Source organism: Streptomyces sp. 8L, assembly GCF_020176795.1.
GTDB lineage: Bacteria > Actinomycetota > Actinomycetes > Streptomycetales > Streptomycetaceae > Streptomyces.
Genome location: NZ_JAIUKE010000085.1, coordinates 1 through 25,682, shown reverse-complemented (window position 1 = coordinate 25,682; position 25,682 = coordinate 1). Strand labels below are relative to the sequence as shown.

Below are 25,682 nucleotides of genomic sequence, written 5' to 3'. Positions count from 1 at the left end.
CGCCGGCTAACCGGCGCTTTCGGAGGCGGGGGACGACGACGGAGCCGGAGTGTGCAGTCTCTCCGTGTCGATGTAGTCGTTCGTCCAGGTCCCCTGGTTCTCCTTGAGGTTGACCGAGGACGTGTCGGGCACGTCGCTCCCCTTCGCCTCGTCGCGGACGCCCTCCCAGCCCGCGGCGGACATCTTCCCGTCGGGTGCGAAGGTGACGTACGTCAGGCTCTGCATCAGGACGTCGTCGCTCATCTTGGGATAGTGCTTGCGTTCCACGTCCAGCACGGACCGTGGGTCCTTGGCCATGGTGTTGTCCGCGCGGGCCATTCCTGTCGCGACCGCCTTGACCACGTCCGGATGCGCCTTGGCGAACCTGGAGGACACCACCAGTACGTCGTAGGCCATGTTCTTGAGCGCGGGTACGGAGTGCAGGCTCGCGATGATGTCCGCCTGGCCCTGTGCCTGGGCGAGATAGCTGTTGGGAGGCGAGAGCAGGATGGCGTCGATCTGTCCGTGCTGCACCGCCGCGAGCGCGGCGGCCTGGGTCTTGATCACGATGGTCTTGAACTGGTCCTGCTTCACCCCCGCCTGCTTCATCAGGTAGTGGTAGTACGTCAGGTCCGTGGTGGAGACGACACCCAGGGTGGAGCCCGTCAGGCCCTTCATCACCGTCTTGAGCGGCTGGTTCGCCGAAAGGTGGTGGTCCTTGACCCAGCTCTTGGAGGCGGCCAGTTGAAGCGACACACCGTAGTCGAGTGACGCGACGGCCTGGAGCGGAACCCGTTTGGTCTTCGCGCTCAACAGTGCCGTCGAGGACGCGGTGACGAACTGGACACTGCCGCTTTGCAGCGCGGCGAAGGCGGTGCTGCTGCCACCGAGCAGTTCCTGCTTGGCCGTTACTCCCTCCTTCGCGAAATAGCCCTTGGCCTGGGCCACGTCCACGGTGGTGAAGCCGACGGTGTCCACCGCCTTCCCTATGGTGACCTCCTTCTTCCCGTCCGGGGCGGTGTGGACGGCAGCGTTCGACAGGTTCGCGCACGCGGTGGCCAGGACCCCGACGAGCAGGGCTGCCATCGTCGCCCGCAGCCTCCACCGCCCCGGGCGGCGGGCCGGTGAGGACCGGCCGCCTCGCCGCCGTTCCGTTCCGGTACGTGCACAGGTCTGATCTCGCATCGGGTGTCCCGTTCTCGAATCGGATGGTGGACACAGCCGGCCGTAACCGCGCAGACGACGCCGAAACACAACGGCTCGCCCGGCATTCTCCGAGGTGATGCAAGTGGCTGATGGCCTAACCATCTAACCCTTGATTTGATTCGACCATCGGCTCGCCGCGTGCGTCAAGGGTCGTGCAGCCGCCGCGCGAACGTCCTCCGGCGGGGCTGTGCGACCGGGCCGAAGGCTCTGCCCGCCGTGTGTGGCGCGCCGTCCCGCCGGTCGGCGACGCGGGGCATATGACGTCCCGCACCGCGCGCTCAGCCCGTGCCTCGGCCCTCTCCCACGAGTCGTTGACCGGGGACCTCGCGTTCACCGAGGGCCGTGGAACGCCGAGCTGGGCGCCGCGTTCGTGGGGCGGAAGGCCCGGCGCGCCCTGCGCGTCCTCGTACTCGGCCGGGTCGTCGCCGGCCCCGCGGCCGCTGCCCGCTTCCGGGCTCGGGGACGCCCAACTCCCGCCCATAGCTTGGCCATCGGCACACTGCTCGTCGTCAAGTGCCACTCGCCGTGGGCCGCGCCGTACGGGCTTGGGGCCGCCGGGTCGGCCAGCGCCGGGCCGCCCGTGACCGTCACATACTGGTGGACGGACGTGCTGGAGACGGCCTGGTCACGGCTGATGCGCTGGGCGCGGCGCCCATAGGGCCCGCCGCACCGCCTGTCCGTCAGGCGTCGCGCGTTCCGTCCGCCGCGCTGGAGTCGGCCGCGCCGGAGTCCGCTGCATCGGCCAGAGGCAGTGCGGCCCGCACGTCGCTGAGGGCCTGCCGCGCCACGTCGCCGAAGCCGTCGCCGTCCGTCGATTCGGACCAGCGTTCATACGCGATCTTCATGGCGAGCGCGCCCAGTTCCGCGGTCACGCTTGATGCCAGGTCGGGCACGCCGCGCTGCTTGAGCGCGTCGGCCATCGCCGCGGTGAGGCCGAGGCCCTTCAGCGCCTCCCGTTCCCGCAGCTCCGGGTTGGCGGCGATCACCGCCAGCCTGCGGGCGCTGAACGGGAGGCGAGCGGGCGTGAAGGCCTTCCTCCCGACCACGTCCAGAGCGTGGGCCACCGCCTCGAACGGGGTGGCGGTGGCGGGTGCCTCCGCGATCCCGTCGGCGAGCAGTCCGGCCATCGTCGTTCCGCCGAAGAGCACTTCCCGCTTGTCCTGGAAGTGCCGGAAGAAGGTGCTCTTCGTCAGCCCCGCGCGCTCCGCGATCTCGATCACCGTCGTGTTCTCGTAACCCCGCTCGTCGAACAGTTCGAGGGCGGCGACGGCGAGTCGTTCTGATGCGTTGGGTTGCCAGCGGGCCATGAGGACAGTCTACGGCACATGGTCCCGTCGCTTGTGACGGCGATGAGACCAAGTCCCATCATCGTTCCGTTCCGCCTACCAGCGGCGTGGACATCGGCACCGCCTCGGAGAATCCGTCCGGGTTCCCCGAGGCCCACTAGGCGTCGCGCCCGTCGCGTACGGGGACCCCGGAGCGCCCAGGTTGCCACTGGGCCCGCCGCATCGACTGACGTGAATACGCCTTGACGCCGCGCGACGAGGCCGGGTCGTAGACCGACGAAACCGCCGATCCAAGTCCGAAATGGGAGGGCGGGCAACATTTCCGGACTCGGAGCTCCGTACCGGAAAGGGTGGGTACGTGACCCCACGGCCACTGGCGCATTCGCACCGTGCGGTCGGCGCCGATCCGGTGGGTTGTCACTGACCGTCCTGCTTTCCCGGGGGCCTGTCGGTGTGGCGGGTGCCACGTCCGTTGGAGGTTTCACCTGCGTGGACATTCTCTCGGCGGCCGGCCGGCGGACGGTGTGGAGGCGGACGAGAGCAGCTCGCAAGGCGTTCCAGATGCAGGGGAGTTGGCCGATGAGACCGCGATCGGTGGAGGCTCCGGCCGCCCTGCGCCCCACCGCTGACCGGTCGCGGGCAAAGCCCTGGCCAAGGATGTCATCGCAACCGCAGTGGCCATTGTTTGATGGATAGTATTATTTTCGTTTGGTTGTGTTTGCTGCATGTGAAAAGAGTTAACTTCCGTGCCGTTTGCACCCGGGACATATGCGCCCGGACGAAGGTAGGGTTCAGTGAATCGAGCTCTTTCAGCCACTCTGGCAACGGCGTTCGTGGCGGGCATATCGCTCTCCGCCATGGGCGTCGGCGGCGCCTCCGCCGCACCAATCGCCCCCGCGATCGGCGGTGCCGCGTCGGGCGGACCCGTCATCGTGGTGCTGGCCGACCAGCACGCGAATCTCATGTTGAAGGCCCAGGGCGCCTCCCGTACCTCGGCCACCCGGTCCGACCAGCGGTCGATCGTGTCCGACATCAAGGCCAACGGCGGTACAGACATCCGGCAGTTGGTGAGTGTCAACGCCGTCGCCGCCCATCTGTCCGCGGCGGAGGTCGCCCGGCTGCGCGGCAACCCCGCCGTCACCCAGATCCTCCCGGACGCGGCGATCACCGTCGACCCTGGTGCGAGTACCGCGCACGCGAAGCCGGCGAAGCTCAACCCGGCCCTGTGCCCCGCCAATCCGAAGAAGCCGTTCACCGAGCCGGAGGCGCTGTCCGTCGTACACGCGTCCTCCGACGACCCCAAGGCCAAGGACGAGGCCAACGACATCGCGACCGGCAAGGGTGTGATCGTCGCCAATGACGGCATCAACGCCCTCGCGGGGAACCCGAACTTCATCCGCAAGGACGGCACGCCCGTCGTGCTCGATGCGCCTGACCCGACCGCGGACGCCAGCGACGGCGAGTACTACGGTGACGCCTCGTCGATCGCCGGCCAGGGCACGGTCGTCTACGACTACTCCAAGGAACTCCCCTTCTCGGGCCTGCCGAAGGGCTGCACCTTCACGATCAAGGGCGTCGCGCCGGACGCCTCGCTGGTCGACACCTCACTGATCGACACCCCGCCCAGCGGTGCCGACGGCACGGTGCGGCAGCCGGAGTCCGAGGTCATCGCGGGTATCGACCACGCGGTGGTGACGGAGCACGCGGACATCATCTCCGAGTCCTACGGCTTCACTCCGAGGCCCGGCCAGTACGCACCCTTCTACGCGGCGAACGACGCCGCCATCGCGGCGGGCGTGACCGTCGTCGTGTCCTCCGGTGACAGCGGCGACTCAGGCACCGTGTCCTCGCCCGCCACGGACCCGCTGGCCATCGCGGTCGGTGCGACGAACACACTGCGCCTCAATGCCCAGGCCACCGGCTACACCAAGTGGACCAACAACGACATCACCCCGCTGTCCTCGGGTGGCACGGCACCCAACAACCGCGTCGTCGACCTGGCCGCCCCGGGCTACGGCGGTGAGGCGGCGTGCAACCCGAACGGCAGTGACTGCCCGACCAACACGCAGACGGAGGCCTTCGGCGGCACGAGCGAGTCGTGCCCGATCGTGGCCGGTGCCGCCGCCGACGTCATCCAGGCGTACGCCGACACCCACCACGGCGCGAAGCCGGCACCGGCGCTGGTCAAGCAGATCCTCACCAGCACCGCGACCGACATCGGCGCGCCCGCCGACCAGCAGGGCTCCGGCCTGCTGGATGTCGACGCGGCGGTCAAGGCCGCGCAGCAGGCGCCGGGCAGCACACTCTCCCACCAGGGCGGGACGGCCAAGGGCGCCGGGCTGGTCGTCACCTCGCCGACCCAGCTGGACATCACGCACACCGCCGGGCAGAGTGCCCAGTCGGTGACGCTGTTCAACACCAGCGGCAAGGACACCACGGTGCACGCGACCTACCGTTCGCTGGGGCGGGCGCGGCAGCTCGGCAGGACCGTCACCGAGCGCGTCAGCGCCCCCGACCCGAGCCTGCCGGTTCCGGCCGAGGGCGCCCGGGCGGCCAGGCCCATCACGTTCGACGTGCCCAAGGGCCTGGACCGGCTCGACGCCGACATGATCATCCAGGACCCGACCAATTCGGCCATCCTGTCCTACACACTGATCGACCCGAAGGGCCGCCTGACCCAGATCTCGTACGACTACGGCACGGCGTCCACCACACCGGGACGGCCTGGCACGGTGTCCAACATCCAGCACGTCGAGGTCACCGCACCCGTGCCGGGCAGGTGGAAGGCCGAGATCCTGTGGGCCAACGGCCGTGCCCACCTGCAGGAGCCGCCGAACGTGCCGGGCACGTACACCGGCGACATCTCCTTCCGGACCACAGGGGCACACTATGTGACAAGCCCGGCGGCGCACCAGCAGCGGATCAGGGCACACTCCAGTGCCACCGTCCCGCTGCGGGTGGCCATGCCGAGGGCGCCCGGCGACCACCCGGAGTCGGTCCAGTTCGTCGCGGGCAACGGTGCCAGGACGTCCGTGCCGGTCGCCCGCCGGACGCTGATCCCGTCGGCGGGCGGCACGTTCGACACGACGATCACCAGCACGGTCGGCCGCCAGGTCGGGCAGATCAGCACCTTCAACCTGGATGTGCCGGCCGGCAAGAAGGACCTGGACGTCAGCTTCAGGACGCCGGACGCGAGCGCCGACAACCCGATGACGTTCTGGCTGCTCGACCCGGACGGCACGGTCGTGCAGAAGGTGGCGTCGGCTCCGACCACCGACGCCTCGGGCAACACGATCGCGACCGCGAACCTGGTCGCCCCGGCCCCCGCGGCGGGGCGGTGGGAGATCGATGTGGAGCTCAACCTGACGACCAGCGGCAAGGAGTTCACCCAGCTGGTGGGCGGTCTGGTCGCGTACGACAAGGCGCCGGCCACCGGGACCGGACGCCGGCAGTGACCAACTGAGCGCTTTGAGAGGGTAGTTCGACCGGTTCCCGGGCAGCAGCGGCTGCCCGGGCACCGTCGTGCGGGAACCCCGTACGGCCGTCGGCGCCGACGCTCGGGACAGCTCGTCCCGGGGCGCTCGACCGCGGACGTGAGCGCGTCCAGGCATCGTGGCGTGGCTCGGTGTCCACCCGGCACACGCCCAGTGTGACGACCCCGCCCTCCGGTCCGCGGTGTCACGACAGGCCCACGGCCGGGTTCCGCCGTCCGGTCCGGGGTACCCCGTGATCGGGGGAGGGCGGGCCGCCGAGGGCGCTCGTAGAGTGGACAACAGCGACAGCGGCCTGAAGGAGCGAGTGCGATGGCAACTCTGTTGTCATTGAACGTGGGGATGCCCGAGGACGTCCCGTGGCAGGGCAGGACCGTGCACACCGGAGTGTGGAAGTACCCCGTGGCCGGCAAGCGTGTCGTGCGGCGGCTCAACGTCGACGGGGACGGGCAGGGCGACCTCCAGGGCCACGGCGGCGAGCAGCGGGCCGTGCTCGTCTACCAGATCGACTCGTATGCCTACTGGGAGAGGCAACTCGGGCGTGACGACTTCGAGTTCGGCCAGTTCGGCGAGAACTTCACCGTCGAAGGACTGCCCGACGACGAAGTGTGCATCGGCGACCGGTACCGCGTGGGCGAAGCCGAGTTCGAGGTCACCCAGCCGCGTGTCACCTGCTATCGGGTCGGTATCCGGCTGGGGGAGCCCCGGATGGCGTCCCTGCTCGTCGCCCACCACCGGCCGGGCTTCTATCTGCGGGTCATCGAGGAGGGCCGGGTGGAGGCGGGCGACGAGATCGTCAGGACGCGGTCCGGGCCCGGCGCGCTCACCGTGGCCGAGACCGACGCCCTGCTGTATCTGCCGGACCGCGACCCGCGACGGCTCCGCGCGGCTCTCGACGTCCCGGCCCTGAGCCCCGGCTGGCGGCAGTCGTTCGACGCCCTCGTGAACGGCGGGCCGGACGGCGCCGAGGCGGACGCGGGCTCCCGTGCGACAGAGCCCGGGTGGGCGGGATTCCGGCCGCTGCGCGTGGTGAGCACGGTCCGCGAGACGCCGTCGGTGCTGTCCGTGCGTCTCGCCGCCGAGGACGGCGGCGCCCTTCCCGCACCCAGGGCGGGCCAGTACCTGACCCTGCGGGTGAACGGCGCCGGGGACCCCGCCCCCGTCCGCAGCTACTCCCTGTCGTCCGGTCCTGACGCGGACGACTACCGCATCAGTGTCAAACGCGAGGACCAGGGGATGGTCAGCCGCTATCTGCACCGCTCGCTCAAGCCCGGGGCCGTACTGGGGGCGGCCGCGCCCCGCGGAGACTTCACCCTGGCGCCGGGGGAGGGCCCCGTCCTGCTGGTCTCCGCCGGAATCGGTGTCACACCGTTGCTGTCCATGCTGTACGAGCTCGCCGCCGAGGAGAGCGACCGGCCGGTCTGGTGGATTCACACGGCCAGGTCGCCCGCCGAGCACGCCTTCGCCGACGAGGCGCACCGGCTGCTCGGCTCGCTCGGCGACAGTCGTGAGTGTGTGTTCTACACAGGTGAGTACCCGGAGGGAGAGCTAGCCGAGGGGGTCAGCAGGGGGCGGCCGACCGAGGACGCCCTGCGCGCCCTCGGGCTTCCGGCGGAGGCGACGGCGTACCTGTGCGGACCCGATGCCTTCATGGCGGCGATGCGGGAGAGCCTCGGACGGTTGGGGATCGATCCGGGCGCGGTGCACAGCGAGGCGTTCGGCGCGCTCGGAACCATCAACCCGGGCGTGGTCGGGCACCGCGACACGCCGCCGCACCAGCCGCCGGGCGAGCCGGGCACCGGCCCCGTGGTGACCTTCGCCCGCAGCGGGCTGTCCGTGCGCTGGCCGGCGGACCAGCGCTCCATCCTGGACCTGGCGGACGCGTGTGATGTGCCGACCCGCTACGCCTGCCGTACGGGCGTGTGCCACACCTGTGCCACCCGGATGATCGCGGGCGAGGTCGAGTACCGGCCCACTCCGCTGGAGCCGCCCGCGGCGGGCGAGGTGCTCATCTGCTGTGCGCGACCCGGGGAAGACGTGGTGATCGATCTCTGACGACGCGGTGCCCGATCGAGGCTCTAACCCGATTGGAGCGTTTGACCAGTTAGCTGCCGCATGGTTGGATCTAACCATCAAAGACAAGTGAGGGAGTTAGTCATGGCCACTGTGCACTACCGGTACGCCACCGTTTCGGGCCGACGGCTCTTCTATCGCGAGGCGGGACCCGCGGACGCCCCGGCCGTGGTGCTGCTCCACGGCTTTCCCACCAGCTCGTTCATGTTCCGCGACCTCATCCCGCTGCTCGCCGGCCGGTACCGCGTCATCGCGCCCGACCATCTCGGCTTCGGTTTCTCCGACGCGCCGGGCGTGGCGGAGTTCGACTACACCTTCGACGCGCTGGCCGGCCTGACCAAGGGCCTGCTCGATCAGATCGGTGTCTCGCGCTACGCGATCTACGTGCAGGACTACGGCGCCCCCATCGGCTGGCGGCTGGCCGTGAACCACCCCGGCTCGGTGACCGCGATCATCACCCAGAGCGGCAACGGCTACGACGATGGCTTCGTCGAGGGCTTCTGGCAGACGGTCTGGGACTACCAGCGCGAACAGACCCCGCAGACGGAGGGCGCGATCCGCGGCGCGCTCAGCCTCGACGTCACCAAGTGGCAGTACCTGACGGGCGTCCCGGACGAGACGCTCGTCAGCCCCGACACGTGGCACCACGACTACCAGCTGATCTCCCGCCCGGGCAACGACGAGATCCAGCTCAAGCTGTTCCGCGACTACGCGGCCAACCCGCCCCAGTACCCGGCGCTGCACGCCTACTTCCGCGAGGCGAAGCCCCCGCTGCTCGCCGTCTGGGGCAAGGGCGACCCGATCTTCGGCCCCGCGGGGGCCGAGGCGTTCGCCCGTGATCTGCCCGACGCGGAGATCCATCTTCTGGAGGGCGGCCACTTCCTGCTGGAGAGTGCCCTCGACGAGGCCGCGGGCCTCATCACCGGCTTCCTGGACCGAACCCTGACGCGCTGACACCCTGACCGGACGCGGGGCCGGGGGAGCCACCTCCGCCCCGGGCGGTGGGTCCGGTGCGCCGTCTCCTTCCCGTACGGGGCGCCTCCGGCGACGCGCGCATCCCGCCGCCGTCGCGGGAGCCGACCGCTGAGAACGCGGGCGTGCAATGGACGCCTTGGGCCCGAGGTGGCTGGGGCAGTCCGGCTTGGCGCGTCAACTTCCGTTCCGAGAAGGCAATTTGGGCCGGATTGGCGAGTCTTTCGGCGCATGGACGCAATCGCGGGAAATCACCTGTGGCCTCAGTCACAAACAGGGGCGCCGTGATTCGCCGCGCCGCGGACGGGAATGATCGCGCCGCAACCTTCCTTGCCCATCAACCTCTTGTGCGACACGCGGGTGGGGCGGATCGTGCCGCGGATTCTCCGCGCGCCCGCGGTCGGTCCTCTCCCGATGCCCTGGCCTGCCCCGGCGAGACCTTGCGGGCGGGCCGACAGGTAAGCGCTCCACGAATGGACCGGAAAGGGCGGACGCGTCCGGCGCGGACGTGCTGTCGCGCGCCGTGCGGCGCCGGTTCCCCCGCCACGGCCGGGGAGCCGCTCACCGAGACCCGGAGGAACGGAAGAGACATGCACCCGCTCGTGACGCAGGACAAGACACACCGCTGCACCGCCGAGGAGCCGCGCCACCTCGCCGATCTGCTCCGCGTCCGGCCGGACGGCGTCGGCCCGGTGCTGGCGGACCGGCAGGCGCTGAGCGAGGGGCCGCAGGAGCCGGGCCCGCTCCTCTACACGGCGTACCGCGACGGGGTCCCGGCCAGGTTCCTTGAGCCGTCCGGGTCCGTGGCGTTCCACTGGCGCGGCGACTTCGTGGAGTACCAGGGCGGCGTCCTCGCCGACCAGGAGCCCGTCCGCTCGATAGGCCACTGGAACGCCACGGACCAACTGGAGGTGTTCCAGGTGGAGTCCGGCAGCGTCGTCATGCTGATCGCCCCGCCCGGCGGTGCGCGGGTGTGGCTGGCCGCATACGGCCCCGGAGACCTCGCGCTCATCCCGCCCGGATGGTTCCACCTGACGGGATCGCCCTGGGGGCGCGCCGACGTGTTCAACATCTACACGGCCCAGGAGGGCGGCGGCGGCACGGACGTCTCCGAGAAGTACCACAGCAAGCCCCCGCTGCCGTGCGTCGTCACCATGGCCGACGGGGCGCCCCGCGCCACCTGGCTCGCCGCGCAGGGCGACGGCGACGGACCGGTAGTCCCTGAACAGCGCACCCTCCCCAAGGAGTTGGCCGACGAGGTGGGCCGGTACGACGGGTTGCGCGGCCTGCTGACCCGGGCCACGGACGAGGAACTCGCCGACTTCGCCGGCCGGCTGCGCGCCGTCCGCCCGTGACGGCCGCACCACAGGGCGCGCGGCGCTCCGCGCGGACCACCGCCCCCGCGGGCGGGGCCCAGGGGACCACCGTCCCGCTGGAGGAGGCCGCGCGGCACTTCGGGCTCCGCCTGGCCGGCGTCCTCAAGGACGGCGGCTCGGACTCCGCGTGCGCCCTCGCCACCACCCCCGACGGCGGGCGGGTGGTGGTGAAGTGCCTCCAGCCCGCCTCGGAGCGCGTCGACGGGCACGGCCTCAAGACGTTCCGCGCCAAGCGGGACCAGCAGGAACTGCTGGGGCGGACCGCGCCCGCCGTCGCGCGCTCGTACGCCGCGGTACTCGACTCCGCGCACACCCGCGCCTGGTCGGCCTACGTCCTGGAGTACTACCCCTGGCCCACCCTGGTCGAGGCCCTGCGGGCCGGGGGCGATCTGCCGGATCTGCTGGGCCCGGTGCTGCGCAGCCTCATCGCCGACGGATACGCGCACATCACGGGCCCGGGGCCGGAGCGGCTGTGGCAGTCGATGTACCTGGAGCGGCTGGCGCGCCGCAGATGGATTCTGGAGCGCCAACTGCCGGCCGACCTCCTCGGAGACGGGTGTGTCACCGTCAACGGCCGCCGTGTGTACGGGCTGCGGGCCCTGCTGCGCCGGGCGGGGGCGGCGGATGCCGGGGCGCTGTTCGCCGGCAGCCCGCTGTCGCAGCCCGTGCACGGCGACCTCAACCTGCGCAACATCCTCGTCGCACCGCCCGGCGGCGGCGGCTTCAGGCTCCTCGACCCCCGGGGCGTGCTGACACCGTGGGACGTCGTCTACGACCTCGCCAAGATGCTGTTCACCCTCACCCTGTTCGACGACACCATGCGCACGGGCTTCACCGTCGGCGGGTCCCCGGGCTCCTACACGGTCGCGGCCGGCGCTCCGAGCCCCCTGCGCGCCTCCGCGGCCGGATTCCTCGGACTGCTGCCGCGGCTGTGGACGGCGCTCGCCGACGCGGGCTTCCCGGCCGGGCCCTGGACATCGCGCCTGCTGTTCGCCCACGCCTCGCACGTCCTGGCGGAGGCGGCGTGCAGGCTCTCCGACCGGGCCGAGCCGCCGCCCGTGCGCTACAACCGGTCGCTCGGCCTGTTCCTCAACGGCCTGCTGCTGATGACGGACCTGCTCGACGGGCTCGACCGCGGCACCGCACCCGAAGCGGCCTCCCACCTCGGGCTGACCGGGCGAGCGGACGGCGGCGTCCTGACCGCTTGACCCCCGGGTCCCGTCGGGCGGACCCGGTGACGGCCCACGGGCGCCCTGCCGACGGCGGGGCGCCGGAGTACGGAAGGAACGAGCGATGAGCGTGATTCGCACGGTAAGGGCCCGGGAGATCCTCGACGGGCGCGGCGTACCCGCCCTGGAGGTCGATGTCCGCCTCGCGTGCGGGGCCACGGGCCGCGCCTCCGTCGCCGGCGCGGTGACGCGGGGAGCCTTCGCCGCCGAGATCCGCGACGGTGGCACGCGGTACGGGGGAGCGGGGCTGCGCACCGCGGTCACCTCGGTGGCCGGCGAGGCGGAACCGGCGCTGGCCGGGCGCTCCGCCCTGGACCAGCGGGAGATCGACACGCTGCTCATCGAGCTGGACGGCACCCGCCTCAAGTCGCGGCTCGGCGGGAACGTACTCCTCGGCGTGTCGCTCGCGGTGGCCAGGGCGGCCGCGGAATCGCGCAGGCTCCCGCTCGCGGCCCACCTCGCGGGGCCCGGCGCCACCACCCTTCCCGTACCGCTGATGAACGTGCTCAGCGGCGCGCGCGGGGACGGAAGGGCGGCCGTTCAGGAGTTCATGATCGTGCCGCTCGGCGCCCCGTCCTTCGCGGAGGCCGTCCGCTGGGGCTCCGAGATCTGGCACGCCCTCAAGGACGTGCTCGCGGCGGCGGGCGTCGCGGCCCCCACCACCGACGAGGGCAGCTTCGCCCCGCACGTCGCGGACGACCGCGCGGCCCTGGACTGGGTGACTTCCGCGATCGGGCGGGCGGGCCTGGCGCCCGGCCGGGACGTGGGCCTCGCGCTCGACGTCGGCATCAGCCCGGGCGGCGACGGCCGTTACGACCGCGCGGGGCGCCCGCGCGACGCCGAAGGCCTGGCCGAGGTCTACGGCGACTGGCTCGGCTCCTACCCGCTCGTGTCGCTGGAGGACCCCCTAGGAGGCGAGGACTGGGCGGGCTGGGCCGAGTTGACGCGGCTGCTCGGCGACCGGGTGCAACTCGTGGGCGACGCCCTGTTCCTGACCGGCGCGGGACGGCTGCGGACGGGCATCGAGCGCAAGGCGGCCAACGCGTTCCTCGCGAAACCCGGACAGGCGGGCACCGTCACCGAGACCCTCGACGCCATCGCGCTCGCGCACACCTCGGGCTACCGGTGCGTCATGAGCCACCGCACCGGGGAGACGGACGACACGGCGGTCGCCGACCTGGCGGTCGCGTCCGGCTGCGGACAGCTCAAGAGCGGCGCGCCGGTACGCGGCGAACGGGTCGCGAAATACAACCAGTTGATCCGGATCGCGGAGGAGCTGGGGCCCCGGGCGGTCTATCCGGGGCCCCGCGCGTTCACACCCCGGCCCTCTCGGGTGCCGTCGCCGTGACCTCACCGAGCGCGTCGGTGACCACGTCGACAACCCGGCGGACCTCCCGCTCGGTGAGCCCGGCGATCATCGGCAGGGACACGATCTCCCGCATCCGCCCCTCGCACGCCGGCAGCGTGCTGGAACGGAAGCGCTGACGGTGCGCGGGCTGCTGGTGGAGCGCCGCCCGGTAGTGGATGTCCCAGCCGACCCCGGCCGACGTCAGGCGCCGGCAGAAGGACTCCCGGTCGGGCACGTCGATCACGTACACGTACAGGCCGTGCTCGGCCAGGTCGGGCACATCGGTGTTGTGCACCACCCCGAAGGGCGAGAACGCCTCGTTGTACCGGGCGGCGATCTCACGCCGCCGGCTGAGCATCCCCGGCAGCAGTTCGAGGCGGGCGGTCAGGTAGGCGGCCTCCATGGGGTGCATACGGAAGCTCAGGCCGAGCGAGGTGTGCAGGGACCCTTCGAGCCCGTGGCTGTTCATGGCCCGCAGCCGGTCCGCGAGTTCGTCGTCGTCGGTGACCACGGCGCCGCCCTCGCCCATCCCCGCGAACGTCTTGGTGGGGCCGAAGCTGTACACGGCGCAGTCCCCGAACGACCCGGCGCTGCGGCCGCCGCGCACCGCGCCATGGGCGTGGCACGCCTCCTCGACGAGGGCGATGCCCCGCTCGCGGCAGGCGTCGGCGAGTCCGTCGACGCCTGCCAGCCTGCCGTAGGTGTGCAGGGGGACGACCGCCTTCGTACGGGGGGTCAGCAGGTCGAGCGCCGCGGACTCGTCCACCGTGTGTGTCGCCGGGTCGATGTCGGCGAGCCGGACCTCGGCGCCGAGCAGCAGCGCCGCCTCCGCGGTGGCGACGAACGTGTTGGGGACGGTGACGATATTGTCGCCGGGCCCGACACCGAGTGTCAGATACGCGAGGAGGAGCGCCGAGGAGCCACTCGCTGTCGCGATGACGTGCCGGACGCCGCAGAATTCCGCGTACCGTTCCTCGAATTCGCGGATAAGCCGGTTCGGGCGGGCGAAATCGGCCGAATCCAGAGCAGTGAGCAGGGCGGCGCGTGACGATTCCGCCCCTATTCCGTGCAGTCGGCGGAGATCCCGGAAAGGCACGACGACTTCGCTGTCACCGGGGTGGGGGGATTTCTGCGGCATGCGGCGATCGACTCCTTCGGAGACTCAACTCCGGTCGTCCTCATGGCATATGCGTACGGGGTGGCTCTCTCCTGGAGTATGCACCACGGGCATGTGGCCAGAAAGAGGGCGAGTCGCGCGGGGAATGTGATGCATGCGACAGGGGAATTCACCGCCGAGTGCTGAACGAATTCCCCGCCGCCTCGCCCCGCGTCTCGTCGCACGGCCGCGTGTGGACCCGCGTCCGCGCCCGGACGGGCTTCAAGACCTGGCCCCGCGCCGGTGCCCGGGCCCCGCCGGTGCGCCCGGGCCCGTACGCCGGAGGGGAGCGGTCCCCCGCGCGCGGCACGCGGGAGCCGCCCCGGACGGCCACGGCCCGCCGCCCGAACCCATGACGAGAAGGGAGAGTTCCGCCGGCATGACCGATACGAGTACGGCACCACGGCCCGGCCCCGAGAGCGGGCCCGCACTGCTTCCCCTGCCCCTGCGCCACACCGGGGCCCCGGAGGGCGAGCCGTTCGTCCTGGACGCACGGACGCGCCTGGGCGCGGGGCCCGGAGCGCAGAGCGCGGAGCGCTGGCTGCGCGCCACGGTCGGCGGCGCCACCGGACTGCCCCTCGACCCGCCCTCCGCGCCGCGGGACGACGGCGCGCGGGCGCCGGGCACCCTCCGGCTGAGCGTCGACGAGCGCGTGCGCGCGGAACTGGGTCCCGAGGGCTACCGCCTGCACGTGGAGCCGGACACCGTGACCCTGGCGGGCGGCGGGCCCGCGGGCGTCTTCTGGGGCGCCCAGACGCTGCGCCAGCTCCTCGGCCCAGAGGCGTACCGGCGCGCCCCGCTGGCCGGAGCCCGCCGCTGGACCCTGCCGCAGGTCACCATCGAGGACGCGCCCCGGTTCCGGTGGCGGGGGCTGATGCTCGACGTGGCCAGGCACTTCCTCCCCAAGGACGGTGTCCTGCGCTACATCGACCTGATGGCGGCCCACAAACTCAACATCCTGCAACTGCACCTGACCGACGACCAGGGCTGGCGCATCGAGATCAAGCGGTACCCCCGGCTGACCGGCACCGGCGCCTGGCGCGAGCGCAGCAGGCTCGGACTCCAGGGCTCGGAACTCTGGGACGAACGGCCGCACGGCGGCTACTACACCCAGGACGACCTGCGGGAGATCGTCGCCTACGCGGCGCTGCGCCACATCACCGTCGTACCGGAGATCGACGTGCCCGCGCACTCGCAGGCCGCCGTCGCGGCCCACCCCGAGCTGGGGGTGGCCGACGTCGTCGACACCGGGGAGCTGCGGGTGTGGACGGAGTGGGGGCTCAGCCCCAACGTACTGAACCCGTCCGAGGAGACGGTCGGCTTCTACGAGCATGTCCTCGAAGAGGTCCTGGATATCTTCCCGGGTCCTTACGTGCACATCGGCGCCGACGAGTGCCCCATGGCGCAGTGGCGGGAGTCGGCGGCCGTCCAGATACGCATCAAGGAACTCGGTCTCGACGACGAGACCGCCCTCCAGCACCACCTGGTACGGCACTTCGCCGACTGGCTGGCGGCGCGCGGACGCACACCCGCGGGCTGGGACGAGATCATGGACCGCAGGGGCGCCCGCTCCGGGGCGGGCGCGCTCGCGTCGTCCTGGGCCGACGCGGAGGCGGACTTCGGGGCCGTGTCGGGCGCGGTCCGCGCCGACGTCGGCGCCGCGGAACGCTCCGCCCCCGCGGAGTCCGACCTGCCGCGGGACACCGTCGTGCTGTCGTGGCGCGGCTTCGCCGGAGGGATCGCGGCCGCGCGGGCGGGCCACGCCGCGGTCATGTGCCCGGAGGAGCACCTCTACCTGGACCACCGGCAGGCCGCCGAGGGGGAGCCGGTGCCCATCGGATACGTCCGCACCCTGGCCGACGTCTACCGGTTCGAACCCGTGCCCGCCGAACTGACCGGCGAGGACGCCCGCCGGGTGGCGGGCGCGCAGGGCAACGCCTGGACCGAGGCGATGGACAGCCAGCAGCGCCTCGACTACCAGGTCTTTCCACGGCTCGCGGCACTGGCGGAGGTGACGTGGTCCCACCTGCCGGCCCCCGCGGAACGCGACCTGGCCGGATTCGAGGAGCGCATGGCCGTGCACTACGCCCGGCTGGACGCCCTGGGCGTGGACTACCGGCGCCCGGAGGGCCCCCTGCCCTGGCAGCGCCGCCCCGGCATCCCCGGCCGCCTGATGGGCTGAACGCGCGGACCGGGGCCGCGATACGAGGCCGGGCGGGGCCCCGGGAGCACGCCCGGCCCCGGCATGCGCGCGGGCGCGGCCTCGGGACGGCCGGGGTGACGGGTCTCGGTCCGCGCCGCCCGGCCGGGGCCAGGGGTCTCGCCCCGTACCGCCCGGCCCTCCCGGTCAGAGGCTCGGGCGCAACCGCGGCGGGCGTACGAGACCGCTCGGCTCGGCCCTCGCCGGGTCGTAGCGGTTCGCCGCCGTCGACGCCACCCGGACCGTGAGCTCGTTGCCGGTCCGCCGCAGCACCCGGGCGGGGAAGACGCAACGGAACGGGCCCCAGCCCCAGGTACCGACCGTGACGCCGTTGAGCTCGGCCTCCGCGGACGCCCGGACCCCCGGCAGGTACAGCTCCCACGCGGGCCACTGGCCGGCCGGGTCCGAGCCCCCCACCGCCGCGGGGTCCCCGGCCGGCAGGTCGAAGACCGTCCGGTACTCGCCCGTCCCCGCGAAGTCCGGCAGGCCCTGCCGCTCCCAGCCCCGGTACACGTCGACCGGCCGGCGCGGCACCCCCGGCGCCTGAAGTGTCCACCCCTGGTCGAGCACCACGGCGTCGGGCGTCCTGCGGACCCGGCCCGCCCCGTCCGCCAGGTGCAGGCAGGCCAGTTCACCCGGCTCCAGGGTGAGCGTCACCGCCCCTGTCACCTCGCGTGGCGCGTCCCTGTGCCCGGTGCCGGTCTCCCAGCGTGTGACCGCGGCAGGCAGCGCGGACGGCCGTACGGTCACCACGCGCCGGCCCGCCCCGTCGTTGAACAGCGCCACGCGGACACCGTCGGCGTCCCGGCGTCTGACCGACCAGACGTCGTCCTCGGAGTCGATCCCGGGGTGCCCGGTCAGGGCGGAGGCGAGCCGCGCGTCCAGGTCCTCGTCCGACGGGATGCCCGCCCAGTGCACCGACCGCGGGTCTCCCATCAAGTCCTCCACCCGCTCCGCCAATTCGGCGACGCTGCCGCTCTGGAGCGCCGTCGGCAGCGGGCCCGAGGCCAGCACGGTCCCGCCGTCCGCGGCGAACTTCGCCAGCGCTTCGACGGTCGAGGGGCCGGCCACCACCGACACACCGGGAAGGATCAGTGTCCTGCACCGCTCGCGCAGCCGCCCGCTCCGGACGTCCCGCTCGTCCACGACGCTGAAGTCGTAGCCCGCACGGGCGAGATACTCGGCCCAGAACGCGAAATGGGCGCCGTAGGGGTGCGTGGGCCCGCAGGCCCAGTTCGTACGCAGCGGGTAGAGCAGGGCGATCTCGTGCAACGGCCTTGCGGCGTCCAGGAATTCGGACAGCCTGCCGGACTCCTGCGCGAGCGCGTGGTGATGGCTGAACCACGGCTCGAAGTTCACACCGGGAGGGAAGTCCCACGCGGGGTCCGTGAACACCGCGGGCGTATCCCGGTGCCCGGCGCCTTCACCGGCGCCGGTCGCCCTCACGTCCCGGCCGTCCGCCTGCGCCTCCGGGCCGTCTGCCCGCGCCTCCGGGCCGTCCGCCTGCGCCTCCCGGCCGTCCGTCAGCCAGAAGGCGTGCGTCAGCAACTGCCGTGCGCCCAGCAGGTGATGGCGTACGGCCTGGTCCCGCAGCTGCCCGAGGGTGAGGTCCCAGCGGCCCTCCGCGAAGTGAGATCCCGTCTCGGCCCGGGCGAAGTACTGCTCGACCAGGCAGCCCGAGCGCCCGCTCGACCGGGCCATCGAGTCCCCGAACTTGGCGCTGACCTGGGCGTGTTCGTTGCGCGCGTCGACCGCGGTGAGATCGCGGTACCGGTCGAGGCCGAAGTAGTCGGAGCCGAAGTTCGCCCGGGTGTCCTCGGTGATGATCGCGTCGGTGGGGTTCCACGAGGAGACATAGCCGAGCACCTCGTGTCCCGAGAGCGCGACACCGTGCTCTCCGCACCAGCGCGACAGGGTGCCGAAGAACGCCTCCATGCCGGTGGCCGCGTAGCGCTCGAAGAAGCCGCAGCGCCACGCGGCCGTCGACGGGCCCGCGTCGCGGGCCAGCGCGAGCAACTCGCGGCGGTCGCCCGGGACGATGGAAGGGGCGTACATCAGCGACGACGAGAGGTGGCCGGGCCGCTCGTCCTGCTGCCGCCAGCCGTAGAAGCAGGCGTGCGGCTGGTCGAAGAACACGTACGTGAGCGTCGTGCCGAGATGGTGCCCGAGGGCCTTCGCGTACGGCTCGTAGCCCACGTCGAGGAAGCGCTCGGCCGCCTCGGGAAGCAGGTAGTTGACCATTCTGCTGGACGCGCAGCGCGCCGCCACAAACACCGTCACCGCCCTGCCGGGGCCGACGGCGCCCGCGGGGACGCGTACCCGGCAGCCCGACTCGTCGGCGGCGGCGAGGTACGCGTGCGCGGTGACGTCGGTGACGGAGTCCGCGTCCGGGACCTCGCCGTCCGGGTGGGCCAGCGCGGCGACGATCTCCCATTCGTCCCAGCGGACCACACCGTCCTCGAAGACCCAGTTCCTGCCCGGGTCGAGCAGGTGGTCCACGTCCTTCGCCCTGATGCCGTCGACGGCGCACTCGACGGGCGCGCCCGCCGCCGCGGACGGGGCGGGTCCGGTGGACGTCGAGAAGAACAGGTGCCGTTCGCGTAGTTCGTCCCGGCCCGACACCGTCCGCCCGCCCGCGTGCCCGGAGAGCCAGTTGTACTCGTCGTACAGCCCCATCATCAGGCCCCGCGCGGCGGCCTCGTCGGCGGTTCTGCGGACCGCGGCGAGATAGGCGTCCCCCAGATACTCCTCGCGAGGGAACGACAGCCGGGTCTGGATCTGGAAGGAGCCGAAACCGGCCGCGGACAGCGCGTCCAGCTGGTCGCTGATCTCCCGCGCCGACGGGACCCGCTGCCAGAACCAGTACGTGGCCGGCGCGTGCCAGGCGTCGGGGCGCTCGAAGCTCACCGCTTCCCCCTCTCCCCGGCGGCCCGGGTGGAGTCCGGATCGCCGAGGGCGCGTACCGCGGTGGCACCGGAGGGGAGCCCGCGGCCCGGGGACCCGGCCCGTCCCGAGGCGCCGCCGCCGGTGTCCTGCCCGGCGGGTCCGGTCCCCCGGGGGTCGAGCCTCAGGACGAAGGTCAGGATCGCGTACAGCGCCGCCCCGACGCCCATCGCGATCAGCACACCGACGTTGGTCGTGCCGATGACGCCCTTCTTCTGCTGGTCGGTGAGGAGGAAGCCCACGACCTTCGCGATGTTCGGGTCGGACGACGTGACGAGCCCGAGGCCGATCACGGTCGCGACGGCCAGCGAGACAAGCGCGGTCCACCGGCCGTTCCTGCCGCCGCGCCCGGCCCGCTCGGCGAGCTCGACCGGCCAGCCCAGGCGCCGCTGGCGGACGAAGTCCAGCAGCTGGATACCGCCCATCGTGCCCATCACGACGGCGATCAGGGCCAGGAACGCCTGGAAGGTGGCGAGGAAGGAGTCGGAGACGAAGAGCAGGTAGAACGCGCCGGCCGAGATGATGACCATGTTGATCACCGTGGTGCCCGCCCGCGAGACCGGCGCCCCGAGCGCGAGGAGCGCGAGCCCGGACGAGTACAGACCGGTGATCGCGGCTGCGACCAGCGAGATGACGATGACGATGCTGAACGGGATGAAGAACCACAGCGGCAGCAGCGCCGTGAGCGCACCCACCGGGTCGTCGGCCGCCGCACCGCCCAGCTTCGCGTCGCCGGAGGCCAGCAGGACGCCCAGCACCAGCAGGACCGCCACCGGGAGTGTGATGCCCCCGGCCGTCCAGCCGATCACACCGCGCGCCGGGGTGCGGCGCGGCAGATAGCGGGCGAAGTCCCCGCCGTAGTTCAGGAATCCGAGCCCCACCAGCGTCATGGCGAGGACGGTGCCGCCGATGAACTCGGCGAACGACCCGTTCGGAGCGCCGCCGATCCTGCCCCACCGGATGTGCGGGATGATCAGGATGATGAACACGATGGTCATCACCGAGGTCAGCCAGGCGATCCAGCGCTCCACCCTGACGATCACCTCGTGTCCGAAGACCGCGATCGTGACCGTGACGCCGAGGACGACCACGTACCACATCACCACGCCGGCGGTGGTCTCGTGGCCGCTGCTGTTCGCGAACGGGCCGGGCCACAGGCGGGCGAAGAGTTTGGCCCCGGTCGTCGAGGCCAGCGTGATGATGGTGACCTTCCAGCCGACGTTCGAGAGGTAGGCGAAGAAGGTCGGGAACTTGTTGCCGTGGAACCCGAAGGCGATCCGGGTCTGCGTCAGCGTCGGCAGCCCCGTGCGCGGGCCCCCCACCGCGAGGATGCCCACCAGCAGCGACGACAGCGCGTATCCGAGCAGCCCCGCGAGGATCGCCTGCCAGGCGCTCAGGCCGACACCGTAGACGAAGATGCCGTAGCTGACGCCCAGGATGGACACGTTCCAGGAGAACCACACCCCGAACAGGCCGCGTGGTGTGCCGTGGCGCTCGGATTCGGGGACCGGGTTGACGCCGTTCCGCTCGACCGCGGGCGCCGAGGGCCTCGGACTTCCCGAGCCGGAGGGCTCCTCGGCCGGGGTGGCGGTGTGCGCTGGTGTCATGGACGGACTCCTTCGGCCGTCGGGCCCCACGGCCCGTCCTGCGGGCTCTGACCTGGGGTGCGCCCGCGGGAGGCGCGGATGGCAAGAGAGGCGCGGGTGGCGAGGGAACCGCGTATGGCGAGCGAGAGGCCGGGCACCATGTGCTCGACGGGCCGCCGCACCTCGGGTGCGGCCAGGGCCCCGGGGCGGCCGTCTGTGACGGGGCCGCTCTCCGCGCTCGACGTCCCCGGGAGCCGGGTGCCGTCCGTCCGGGTGATCGCACCCCGCACCGCCGTGGTGGACATGACGACCGTCCCCGCGCCCCGGCGGCCCCGCCCGCCATACGGCGCGCCGCCCGGGTACGCGGGCCGCCCCGCGACGCCGCGGGCCACGATCAGCACGCCGGACCCGGAGCGCACCGCACGGCGGCCCCCGACGCAGCCGTTTCGCGCCATGTCACTCCGTCTCCTCGCCTGCCGGGAGAGCCGCTCGTGTCGCGCATGTACCGCGGTCTGCGCGTGTCCCGCCGCTGTGCGGCGGGGTCTGCTCGTGTGGACGACCCGATCCGGTACAGAACGGGCAGGTGGCGAATATCTCTCCCGGCCAGGACCGCCGTCAAGGGGAGCCTGTCCTGAGCCGGATGGCGTGTCCGGCCGCGCGCTGTGTCCGGCCGCGCGCGCCTCGGGTGCGGCCGGGTGGGGCGCTGCCGCGCGCCTCCTCGCGACCCGCCCCGTTCGGCCGTGCGGTCCCACGCCGGCCGCCGGACCTCCAGGGCCCCGCGCCCGCCTGGGCACCGGCCGGTGCGCGTCAGCCCGGGACCACGTCGGAGTGCGACGCGTCCGCGCCCCAACTGGCCAGCAGGCGCAGGGACTCGGCCGACTTCGAGCCCGGTTCCGCGTGGAAGAGCAGCAGCGTCTGCTCCGCGTCGTCCGGCAGCTTCAGCGACTCGTACGACAACTCCATCTCGCCGACCAGCGGATGGCTCAGCCTTTTGGAGCCGTGCGCCTTCTCACGTACCTCGTGGGCCGCCCAGAGCCGCCGGAAGTCCTCGCTCTTGACCGACAGCTCACCGACGAGCGCGGAGAGCTCCGGATCGTCGGCGCAGTAGCCCGCGTACATGCGCAGCGCGCTCGCCGTCTCCGCGGCCTTGATCTCCCAGTCCGCGTACAGCGTCCGCATCGTCGGATCGAGGAAGACGAGACGCGCGTAGTTGCGGTGCTTCTCGGGGACGGCGCCGAAGTCGTGGAAGACCGCAGCTGCCAGCCGATTCCACGCGAGGATGTCCGTGCGGTGGCCCAGCACGTACGCGGGCACCAGCTCCATCGACTCCAGCAGGCCGCCGAGGGCGGGCCGCAGCGCCTGGGGGCGCGCCGCCGCCTTCCTCTTGCTCTGCCGCTTCGGCTTCGACAGGTGCATCAGATGGTGTGTCTCGGCGTCGGTCAGCCGCAGGGCCCGTGCGATGGCGTCCAGCACGTCCGCCGAGACGTTCTGCGCGTTGCCCTGTTCGAGCCGTGTGTAGTACGCCACGGAGACCCCCGCGAGCTGGGCCAGCTCCTCCCGGCGCAGCCCCGGCACCCTGCGGCGCCGGCCCACGTCGGGCAGGCCCACGTCGACGGGCTTGAGGCGGGCGCGCCGGGTGTGCAGGAACTCGGTCAGCTCGCCCTTGCGGTCGACGGAGCGGGGCTCGGACTGGTCGGTCATACGTCCCAGTATGGCGGCACGCACACCGCGAGCGTAGGCACGGAGGCCGGCCGGCAGCCACGGAGCGTGTGCCCCGGACGAGCCGCGCGGGCACGCTCGGGGTGTTGCCGAGGCCCGAGGGACGTGAGGAAGCACACCGGGCCATCGGGACTACGCGCCGGTCAGCGGCGTGTCCGGGTTCCCGGAGCCGCCCTGACCGCCGTATTCCCGGCCCGCGCCGCTGAGCCTGCGCCCGCTGGTGGTACGCACACGGAACGTACGCAGAAGCGTGGTCTGGGTGGCGCACCGAGGAGCGGGCACAGTGGGGACCTGTCATCGACATCTCGCATGACACACCCCCGATATTCTGGAGAAACCCAGGCATGACCAGCCTTACGGCCGTACCCGCCTACGCTGCGCCCTCCTCCAAGGCCCCGCTGGAGCGCACCACCATCGAGCGGCGCCCGGTCGGCGAGCACGACGTCCTGATCGACATCAAGTTCGCCGGCATCTGCCACTCCGACATCCACCAGGCCCGGGAGGGCTGGGGCGAGGCGATCTTCCCGATGGTCCCCGGCCATGAGATAGCCGGTGTGGTCACCGAGGTCGGCTCCGGCGTGACCCGCCACTCCGTGGGCGACCGCGTGGGCATCGGCTGCTTCGTCGACTCCTGCCGCGAGTGCGAGTACTGCCGGCAGGGGCTGGAGCAGTACTGCGTCCGGGGCAACGTGCCGACGTACAACGGCCGGGACAAGAACGGCGACCCGACCTACGGCGGGTACTCGCGGCAGATCGTGGCCGACGAGAACTACGTCCTGCGCATCCCCGACGGCCTCTCCCTCGACGTGGCCGCGCCGCTGCTGTGCGCCGGCATCACCACGTACTCCCCGCTCCGGCACTGGAACGCGGGCCCCGGCAAGAAGGTCGCGGTGATCGGCCTCGGCGGCCTCGGCCACATGGCCGTCAAGCTCGCCCACGCCATGGGCGCCGAGGTGACCGTCCTCAGCCAGTCGCTGCGCAAGAAGGACGACGGTCTGCGGCTCGGCGCCGACCACTACTACGCGACCGGCGACGAGGCCACCTTCACCGAGCTGCGCGCCGGCTTCGACGTCATCCTGTCGACGGTCTCCGCGCCGCTGCCGATGGACGCGTACCTGCGCCTGCTGAAGGTCGACGGCGCGTTCGTCAACGTCGGAGCGCCCGAGGAGCCGAATACGGTCAACATGTTCTCGCTGATCGGAGGCCGCAAGACGCTGGCGGGCTCGGCCATCGGAGGCATCCAGGAGACGCAGGAGATGCTGGACTTCTGCGCCGGGCACGGCCTCGGCGCCGAGATCGAGGTGATCCGCGGGGACCAGATCAACGAGGCGTACGAGCGGGTCCTGAACAGCGATGTGCGCTACCGCTTCGTGATCGACACCGCCACGATCTGAGGCGCCACCGACACCGCCACCATCTGAGACGCCGGGCCCGCTGACACGCCTGGCGACGCACGGGCCGCCGCACCATCGCGGCCCGTGAACCACCCCGACGGGGGCCGGAACCCACTCCGCCCCCCGTCGTCGTGCTGTCCGACCCCCCGTCGTGCCGTCCGTGGAGCGGTGGGCGCCAGGGGACGTCCGGCGACCGGGGACGTGCCGCGCCCGGGGGAGGGGTCCCGCGCCCGGGGACGTGCCGCTCCAGGGGGTTGACCGGCCTCGAAGACGCGCCGTAGTGTGCAGCCACCTCGCAGGTATATCGATTAATCACGAGGCGCTCCACCGCTGCACTCCCCACCGTCCGTCCCCTTCTTCCCCTGGCTGGAGGCGTTCCGCCGTGCGCCCAACGATGAGCCGACGCCGTTTCCTCGCCGCAGGCTCAGGCCTCGCCGCCGCCGGCGCGCTCGCGCCGTCCCTGACCGGATGCGGCTCCGCTCTCGCCGGTGACGGCGCGGGCCCCGACACCCTCGTCGTCCACACCCAGCTCGGCACCACCGCCGCCGGCTCCGAGACCTATCTGTCCGCCGTGGCCGACTTCCACCGGGAGAACCCCGGCCTCACCGTCAAGAACCTCGTCAACGGCGACGACCTGGCACAGGTCTACGAGACGTCCCGGCTGGCCCGCAAAGAGGCCGACATCGTCATGGTCAACCTCTACGACAAGACGCTGGCCTGGACCGACGTCGGCGCGACCGTGGACGTGAAGCCCTACCTCGACGACTGGGGCCTCGGCAAAAGCATCCTGCCGGAGGCCCTGCGCGAGTGGACCGACGCCAAGGGCCGCCTGAGGGCCTTCCCGTACTTCGGCACCAACTGGCCCGTCGCGTACAACACCCGGCTCCTGGAGCGCGCGGGCGTCGGCGCCGTGCCCACCACGAGCGACGAACTGATCAGCGCCGCACGCAAGCTGCGCGCCCGGGGCATCATGCCCGTCACCATCGGCGGCGAGGACTGGACCGGGCAGAAGCTGCTCGCACAGATCATCCAGACCTATCTGACCGCCGACGAGGCCGTACACGCCTACACGACGGGCGACTTCAGCACCCGCGGGGCCCGCGAGGGCATCGAGTACTTCACCACCCTGCGCGACGCCGGTGTGTTCTCGGACAAGGCCCAGGGGCTGACATCCGACTCGATGTTCACGCAGTACAACACCGGGCGGGCCGCCGTGGAGTCGGCCGAGTCCTCCGCCCTGGCCCAGGTGCCCGCACAGGTGGTGAAGCACTCCACCGTGGGCGGCTTCCCGCTCGCCCCCGGCGCCGTACAGCCTCATCCCACCGCGCTGCGCACCTACACCCTGATCGCCTTCTGGATCAGTCCTAACGGCACCAGGAAGATCGACGCGGTGGAGAAGTTCCTGCGCTTCATGTACCGGCCCGACACCGTCTCCCGGTTCATCACCGAGGCGGGGCGCGACATGGCCGTCAGGTCACCCGCCCTGGCCACCCGCTTCCCGCTCGTCGCGGCCGCCTCCCGGCTCGGCGACCGGGTCAGCCAGGTCGTGCTGCCCGACGTCTACGTCCCGCCCACCGCGAACCAGCCGCTGATCACCGCGACCAGCACCGCCTTCACACCGGGCACCAGCGCTGCCCGGGTCCGCGCCGCGCTGGAAGCCGCGTACCGCTCGGCCTGACGCGCCGTCGCCCGCCGGCCCCGTCCCCCGTCCCGCAGTCCCAGCC

Annotated in this window: 17 protein-coding genes; 10 read left to right on the top strand and 7 right to left on the bottom strand. The window is 72.1% G+C overall.

Annotated features, from left to right (window positions below; all coding sequences use genetic code 11):
• Positions 1-6 precede the first annotated feature (6 nt).
• A complete protein-coding gene (locus tag LCE31_RS09025; protein WP_225013525.1) occupies positions 7-1,065 on the bottom strand; it encodes an ABC transporter substrate-binding protein in 1,059 nt (352 codons plus the stop codon).
• Between the two features lie 604 nt (positions 1,066-1,669).
• Here LCE31_RS09025 and LCE31_RS09020 point away from each other — a divergent pair.
• Positions 1,670-1,843, top strand: coding sequence for a hypothetical protein (locus LCE31_RS09020; RefSeq protein ID WP_225013523.1), 174 nt, complete (start codon positions 1,670-1,672; stop codon positions 1,841-1,843).
• Positions 1,844-1,865: 22 nt separating this feature from the next.
• Here LCE31_RS09020 and LCE31_RS09015 read toward each other — a convergent pair whose 3' ends face one another.
• Positions 1,866-2,492 (bottom strand): TetR/AcrR family transcriptional regulator, encoded by a 627-nt coding sequence (locus LCE31_RS09015; RefSeq protein WP_225013521.1) that lies wholly within the window; start codon positions 2,490-2,492, stop codon positions 1,866-1,868.
• A 773-nt stretch (positions 2,493-3,265) separates the two neighbouring features.
• Between LCE31_RS09015 and LCE31_RS09010 the strand changes: the two genes are divergently transcribed.
• From LCE31_RS09010 to eno, 6 genes are all read left to right on the top strand, one after another.
• Positions 3,266-5,926 carry a S8 family peptidase gene (locus tag LCE31_RS09010; RefSeq protein ID WP_225013520.1) on the top strand — a complete coding sequence of 887 codons (2,661 nt, stop codon included), beginning with the start codon at positions 3,266-3,268 and terminating at the stop codon, positions 5,924-5,926.
• A 348-nt stretch (positions 5,927-6,274) separates the two neighbouring features.
• Positions 6,275-8,017 carry an MOSC and FAD-binding oxidoreductase domain-containing protein gene (locus LCE31_RS09005; protein ID WP_225013519.1) on the top strand — a complete coding sequence of 581 codons (1,743 nt, stop codon included), beginning with the start codon at positions 6,275-6,277 and terminating at the stop codon, positions 8,015-8,017.
• Between the two features lie 102 nt (positions 8,018-8,119).
• Entirely contained in the window at positions 8,120-8,989 is an 870-nt protein-coding gene (locus LCE31_RS09000; RefSeq protein WP_225013518.1) for an alpha/beta fold hydrolase, read from the top strand.
• Positions 8,990-9,597: 608 nt separating this feature from the next.
• Complete coding sequence (locus LCE31_RS08995; RefSeq protein ID WP_225013516.1) at positions 9,598-10,362, top strand: hypothetical protein; 765 nt, start codon at positions 9,598-9,600, stop codon at positions 10,360-10,362.
• Positions 10,359-11,591: a hypothetical protein gene (locus LCE31_RS08990; protein WP_225013514.1), complete on the top strand. Its 1,233-nt coding sequence runs from the start codon at positions 10,359-10,361 to the stop codon at positions 11,589-11,591. Before LCE31_RS08995 ends, LCE31_RS08990 begins: the two co-directional genes overlap by 4 nt.
• Before the next feature lie 85 nt (positions 11,592-11,676).
• Positions 11,677-12,960, top strand: coding sequence for a phosphopyruvate hydratase (gene eno, locus LCE31_RS08985; RefSeq protein ID WP_225013512.1), 1,284 nt, complete (start codon positions 11,677-11,679; stop codon positions 12,958-12,960).
• On the opposite strand, the gene LCE31_RS08980 is transcribed toward eno, so the two are convergent.
• Positions 12,926-14,098: a DegT/DnrJ/EryC1/StrS family aminotransferase gene (locus tag LCE31_RS08980; RefSeq protein ID WP_225013510.1), complete on the bottom strand. Its 1,173-nt coding sequence runs from the start codon at positions 14,096-14,098 to the stop codon at positions 12,926-12,928. The two genes, eno and LCE31_RS08980, sit on opposite strands and share 35 nt — an antisense overlap.
• A 397-nt stretch (positions 14,099-14,495) precedes the next feature.
• On the opposite strand from LCE31_RS08980, the gene LCE31_RS08975 reads away from it, so the two are divergent.
• A complete protein-coding gene (locus LCE31_RS08975) occupies positions 14,496-16,298 on the top strand; it encodes a beta-N-acetylhexosaminidase (RefSeq protein ID WP_225013508.1) in 1,803 nt (600 codons plus the stop codon).
• A gap of 165 nt (positions 16,299-16,463) precedes the next feature.
• Here LCE31_RS08975 and LCE31_RS08970 read toward each other — a convergent pair whose 3' ends face one another.
• The 4 genes from LCE31_RS08970 to LCE31_RS08955 all read right to left on the bottom strand — a co-directional run bounded on the left by LCE31_RS08970 (position 16,464) and on the right by LCE31_RS08955 (position 22,546).
• Entirely contained in the window at positions 16,464-19,223 is a 2,760-nt protein-coding gene (locus LCE31_RS08970) for a hypothetical protein (RefSeq protein WP_225013506.1), read from the bottom strand.
• Entirely contained in the window at positions 19,220-20,866 is a 1,647-nt protein-coding gene (locus LCE31_RS08965) for a purine-cytosine permease family protein (RefSeq protein WP_225013504.1), read from the bottom strand. The genes LCE31_RS08970 and LCE31_RS08965 overlap by 4 nt, the downstream gene beginning before the upstream one ends.
• On the bottom strand, positions 20,863-21,300 hold the full coding sequence (locus LCE31_RS08960) for a hypothetical protein (protein ID WP_225013502.1): 438 nt from the start codon (positions 21,298-21,300) through the stop codon (positions 20,863-20,865). Before LCE31_RS08960 ends, LCE31_RS08965 begins: the two co-directional genes overlap by 4 nt.
• Positions 21,301-21,652: 352 nt before the next feature.
• Entirely contained in the window at positions 21,653-22,546 is an 894-nt protein-coding gene (locus LCE31_RS08955) for a helix-turn-helix transcriptional regulator (protein ID WP_225013501.1), read from the bottom strand.
• Positions 22,547-22,908: 362 nt separating this feature from the next.
• On the opposite strand from LCE31_RS08955, the gene LCE31_RS08950 reads away from it, so the two are divergent.
• Together LCE31_RS08950 and LCE31_RS08945 are read left to right on the top strand one after the other, a co-directional pair.
• A complete protein-coding gene (locus tag LCE31_RS08950) occupies positions 22,909-23,958 on the top strand; it encodes an NAD(P)-dependent alcohol dehydrogenase (RefSeq protein WP_225013499.1) in 1,050 nt (349 codons plus the stop codon).
• Positions 23,959-24,352: 394 nt separating this feature from the next.
• Positions 24,353-25,636, top strand: coding sequence for an ABC transporter substrate-binding protein (locus LCE31_RS08945; RefSeq protein WP_263631611.1), 1,284 nt, complete (start codon positions 24,353-24,355; stop codon positions 25,634-25,636).
• The last annotated feature ends 46 nt before the right edge of the window (positions 25,637-25,682 follow it).

Coding starts and splice junctions, on each gene's coding strand:
- LCE31_RS08955 (WP_225013501.1), bottom strand. CDS start 22,546: ATGACCGACCAGTCCGAGCCCCGCTCCGTCGACCGCAAGGGCGAGCTG.
- LCE31_RS08975 (WP_225013508.1), top strand. CDS start 14,496: ATGACCGATACGAGTACGGCACCACGGCCCGGCCCCGAGAGCGGGCCC.
- LCE31_RS09005 (WP_225013519.1), top strand. CDS start 6,275: ATGGCAACTCTGTTGTCATTGAACGTGGGGATGCCCGAGGACGTCCCG.
- LCE31_RS08995 (WP_225013516.1), top strand. CDS start 9,598: ATGCACCCGCTCGTGACGCAGGACAAGACACACCGCTGCACCGCCGAG.
- LCE31_RS08980 (WP_225013510.1), bottom strand. CDS start 14,098: ATGCCGCAGAAATCCCCCCACCCCGGTGACAGCGAAGTCGTCGTGCCT.
- LCE31_RS09025 (WP_225013525.1), bottom strand. CDS start 1,065: ATGGCAGCCCTGCTCGTCGGGGTCCTGGCCACCGCGTGCGCGAACCTG.
- LCE31_RS08960 (WP_225013502.1), bottom strand. CDS start 21,300: ATGGCGCGAAACGGCTGCGTCGGGGGCCGCCGTGCGGTGCGCTCCGGG.
- LCE31_RS09000 (WP_225013518.1), top strand. CDS start 8,120: ATGGCCACTGTGCACTACCGGTACGCCACCGTTTCGGGCCGACGGCTC.
- LCE31_RS08965 (WP_225013504.1), bottom strand. CDS start 20,866: ATGACACCAGCGCACACCGCCACCCCGGCCGAGGAGCCCTCCGGCTCG.
- LCE31_RS09015 (WP_225013521.1), bottom strand. CDS start 2,492: ATGGCCCGCTGGCAACCCAACGCATCAGAACGACTCGCCGTCGCCGCC.
- LCE31_RS08945 (WP_263631611.1), top strand. CDS start 24,353: ATGAGCCGACGCCGTTTCCTCGCCGCAGGCTCAGGCCTCGCCGCCGCC.
- LCE31_RS08950 (WP_225013499.1), top strand. CDS start 22,909: ATGACCAGCCTTACGGCCGTACCCGCCTACGCTGCGCCCTCCTCCAAG.
- eno (WP_225013512.1), top strand. CDS start 11,677: ATGAGCGTGATTCGCACGGTAAGGGCCCGGGAGATCCTCGACGGGCGC.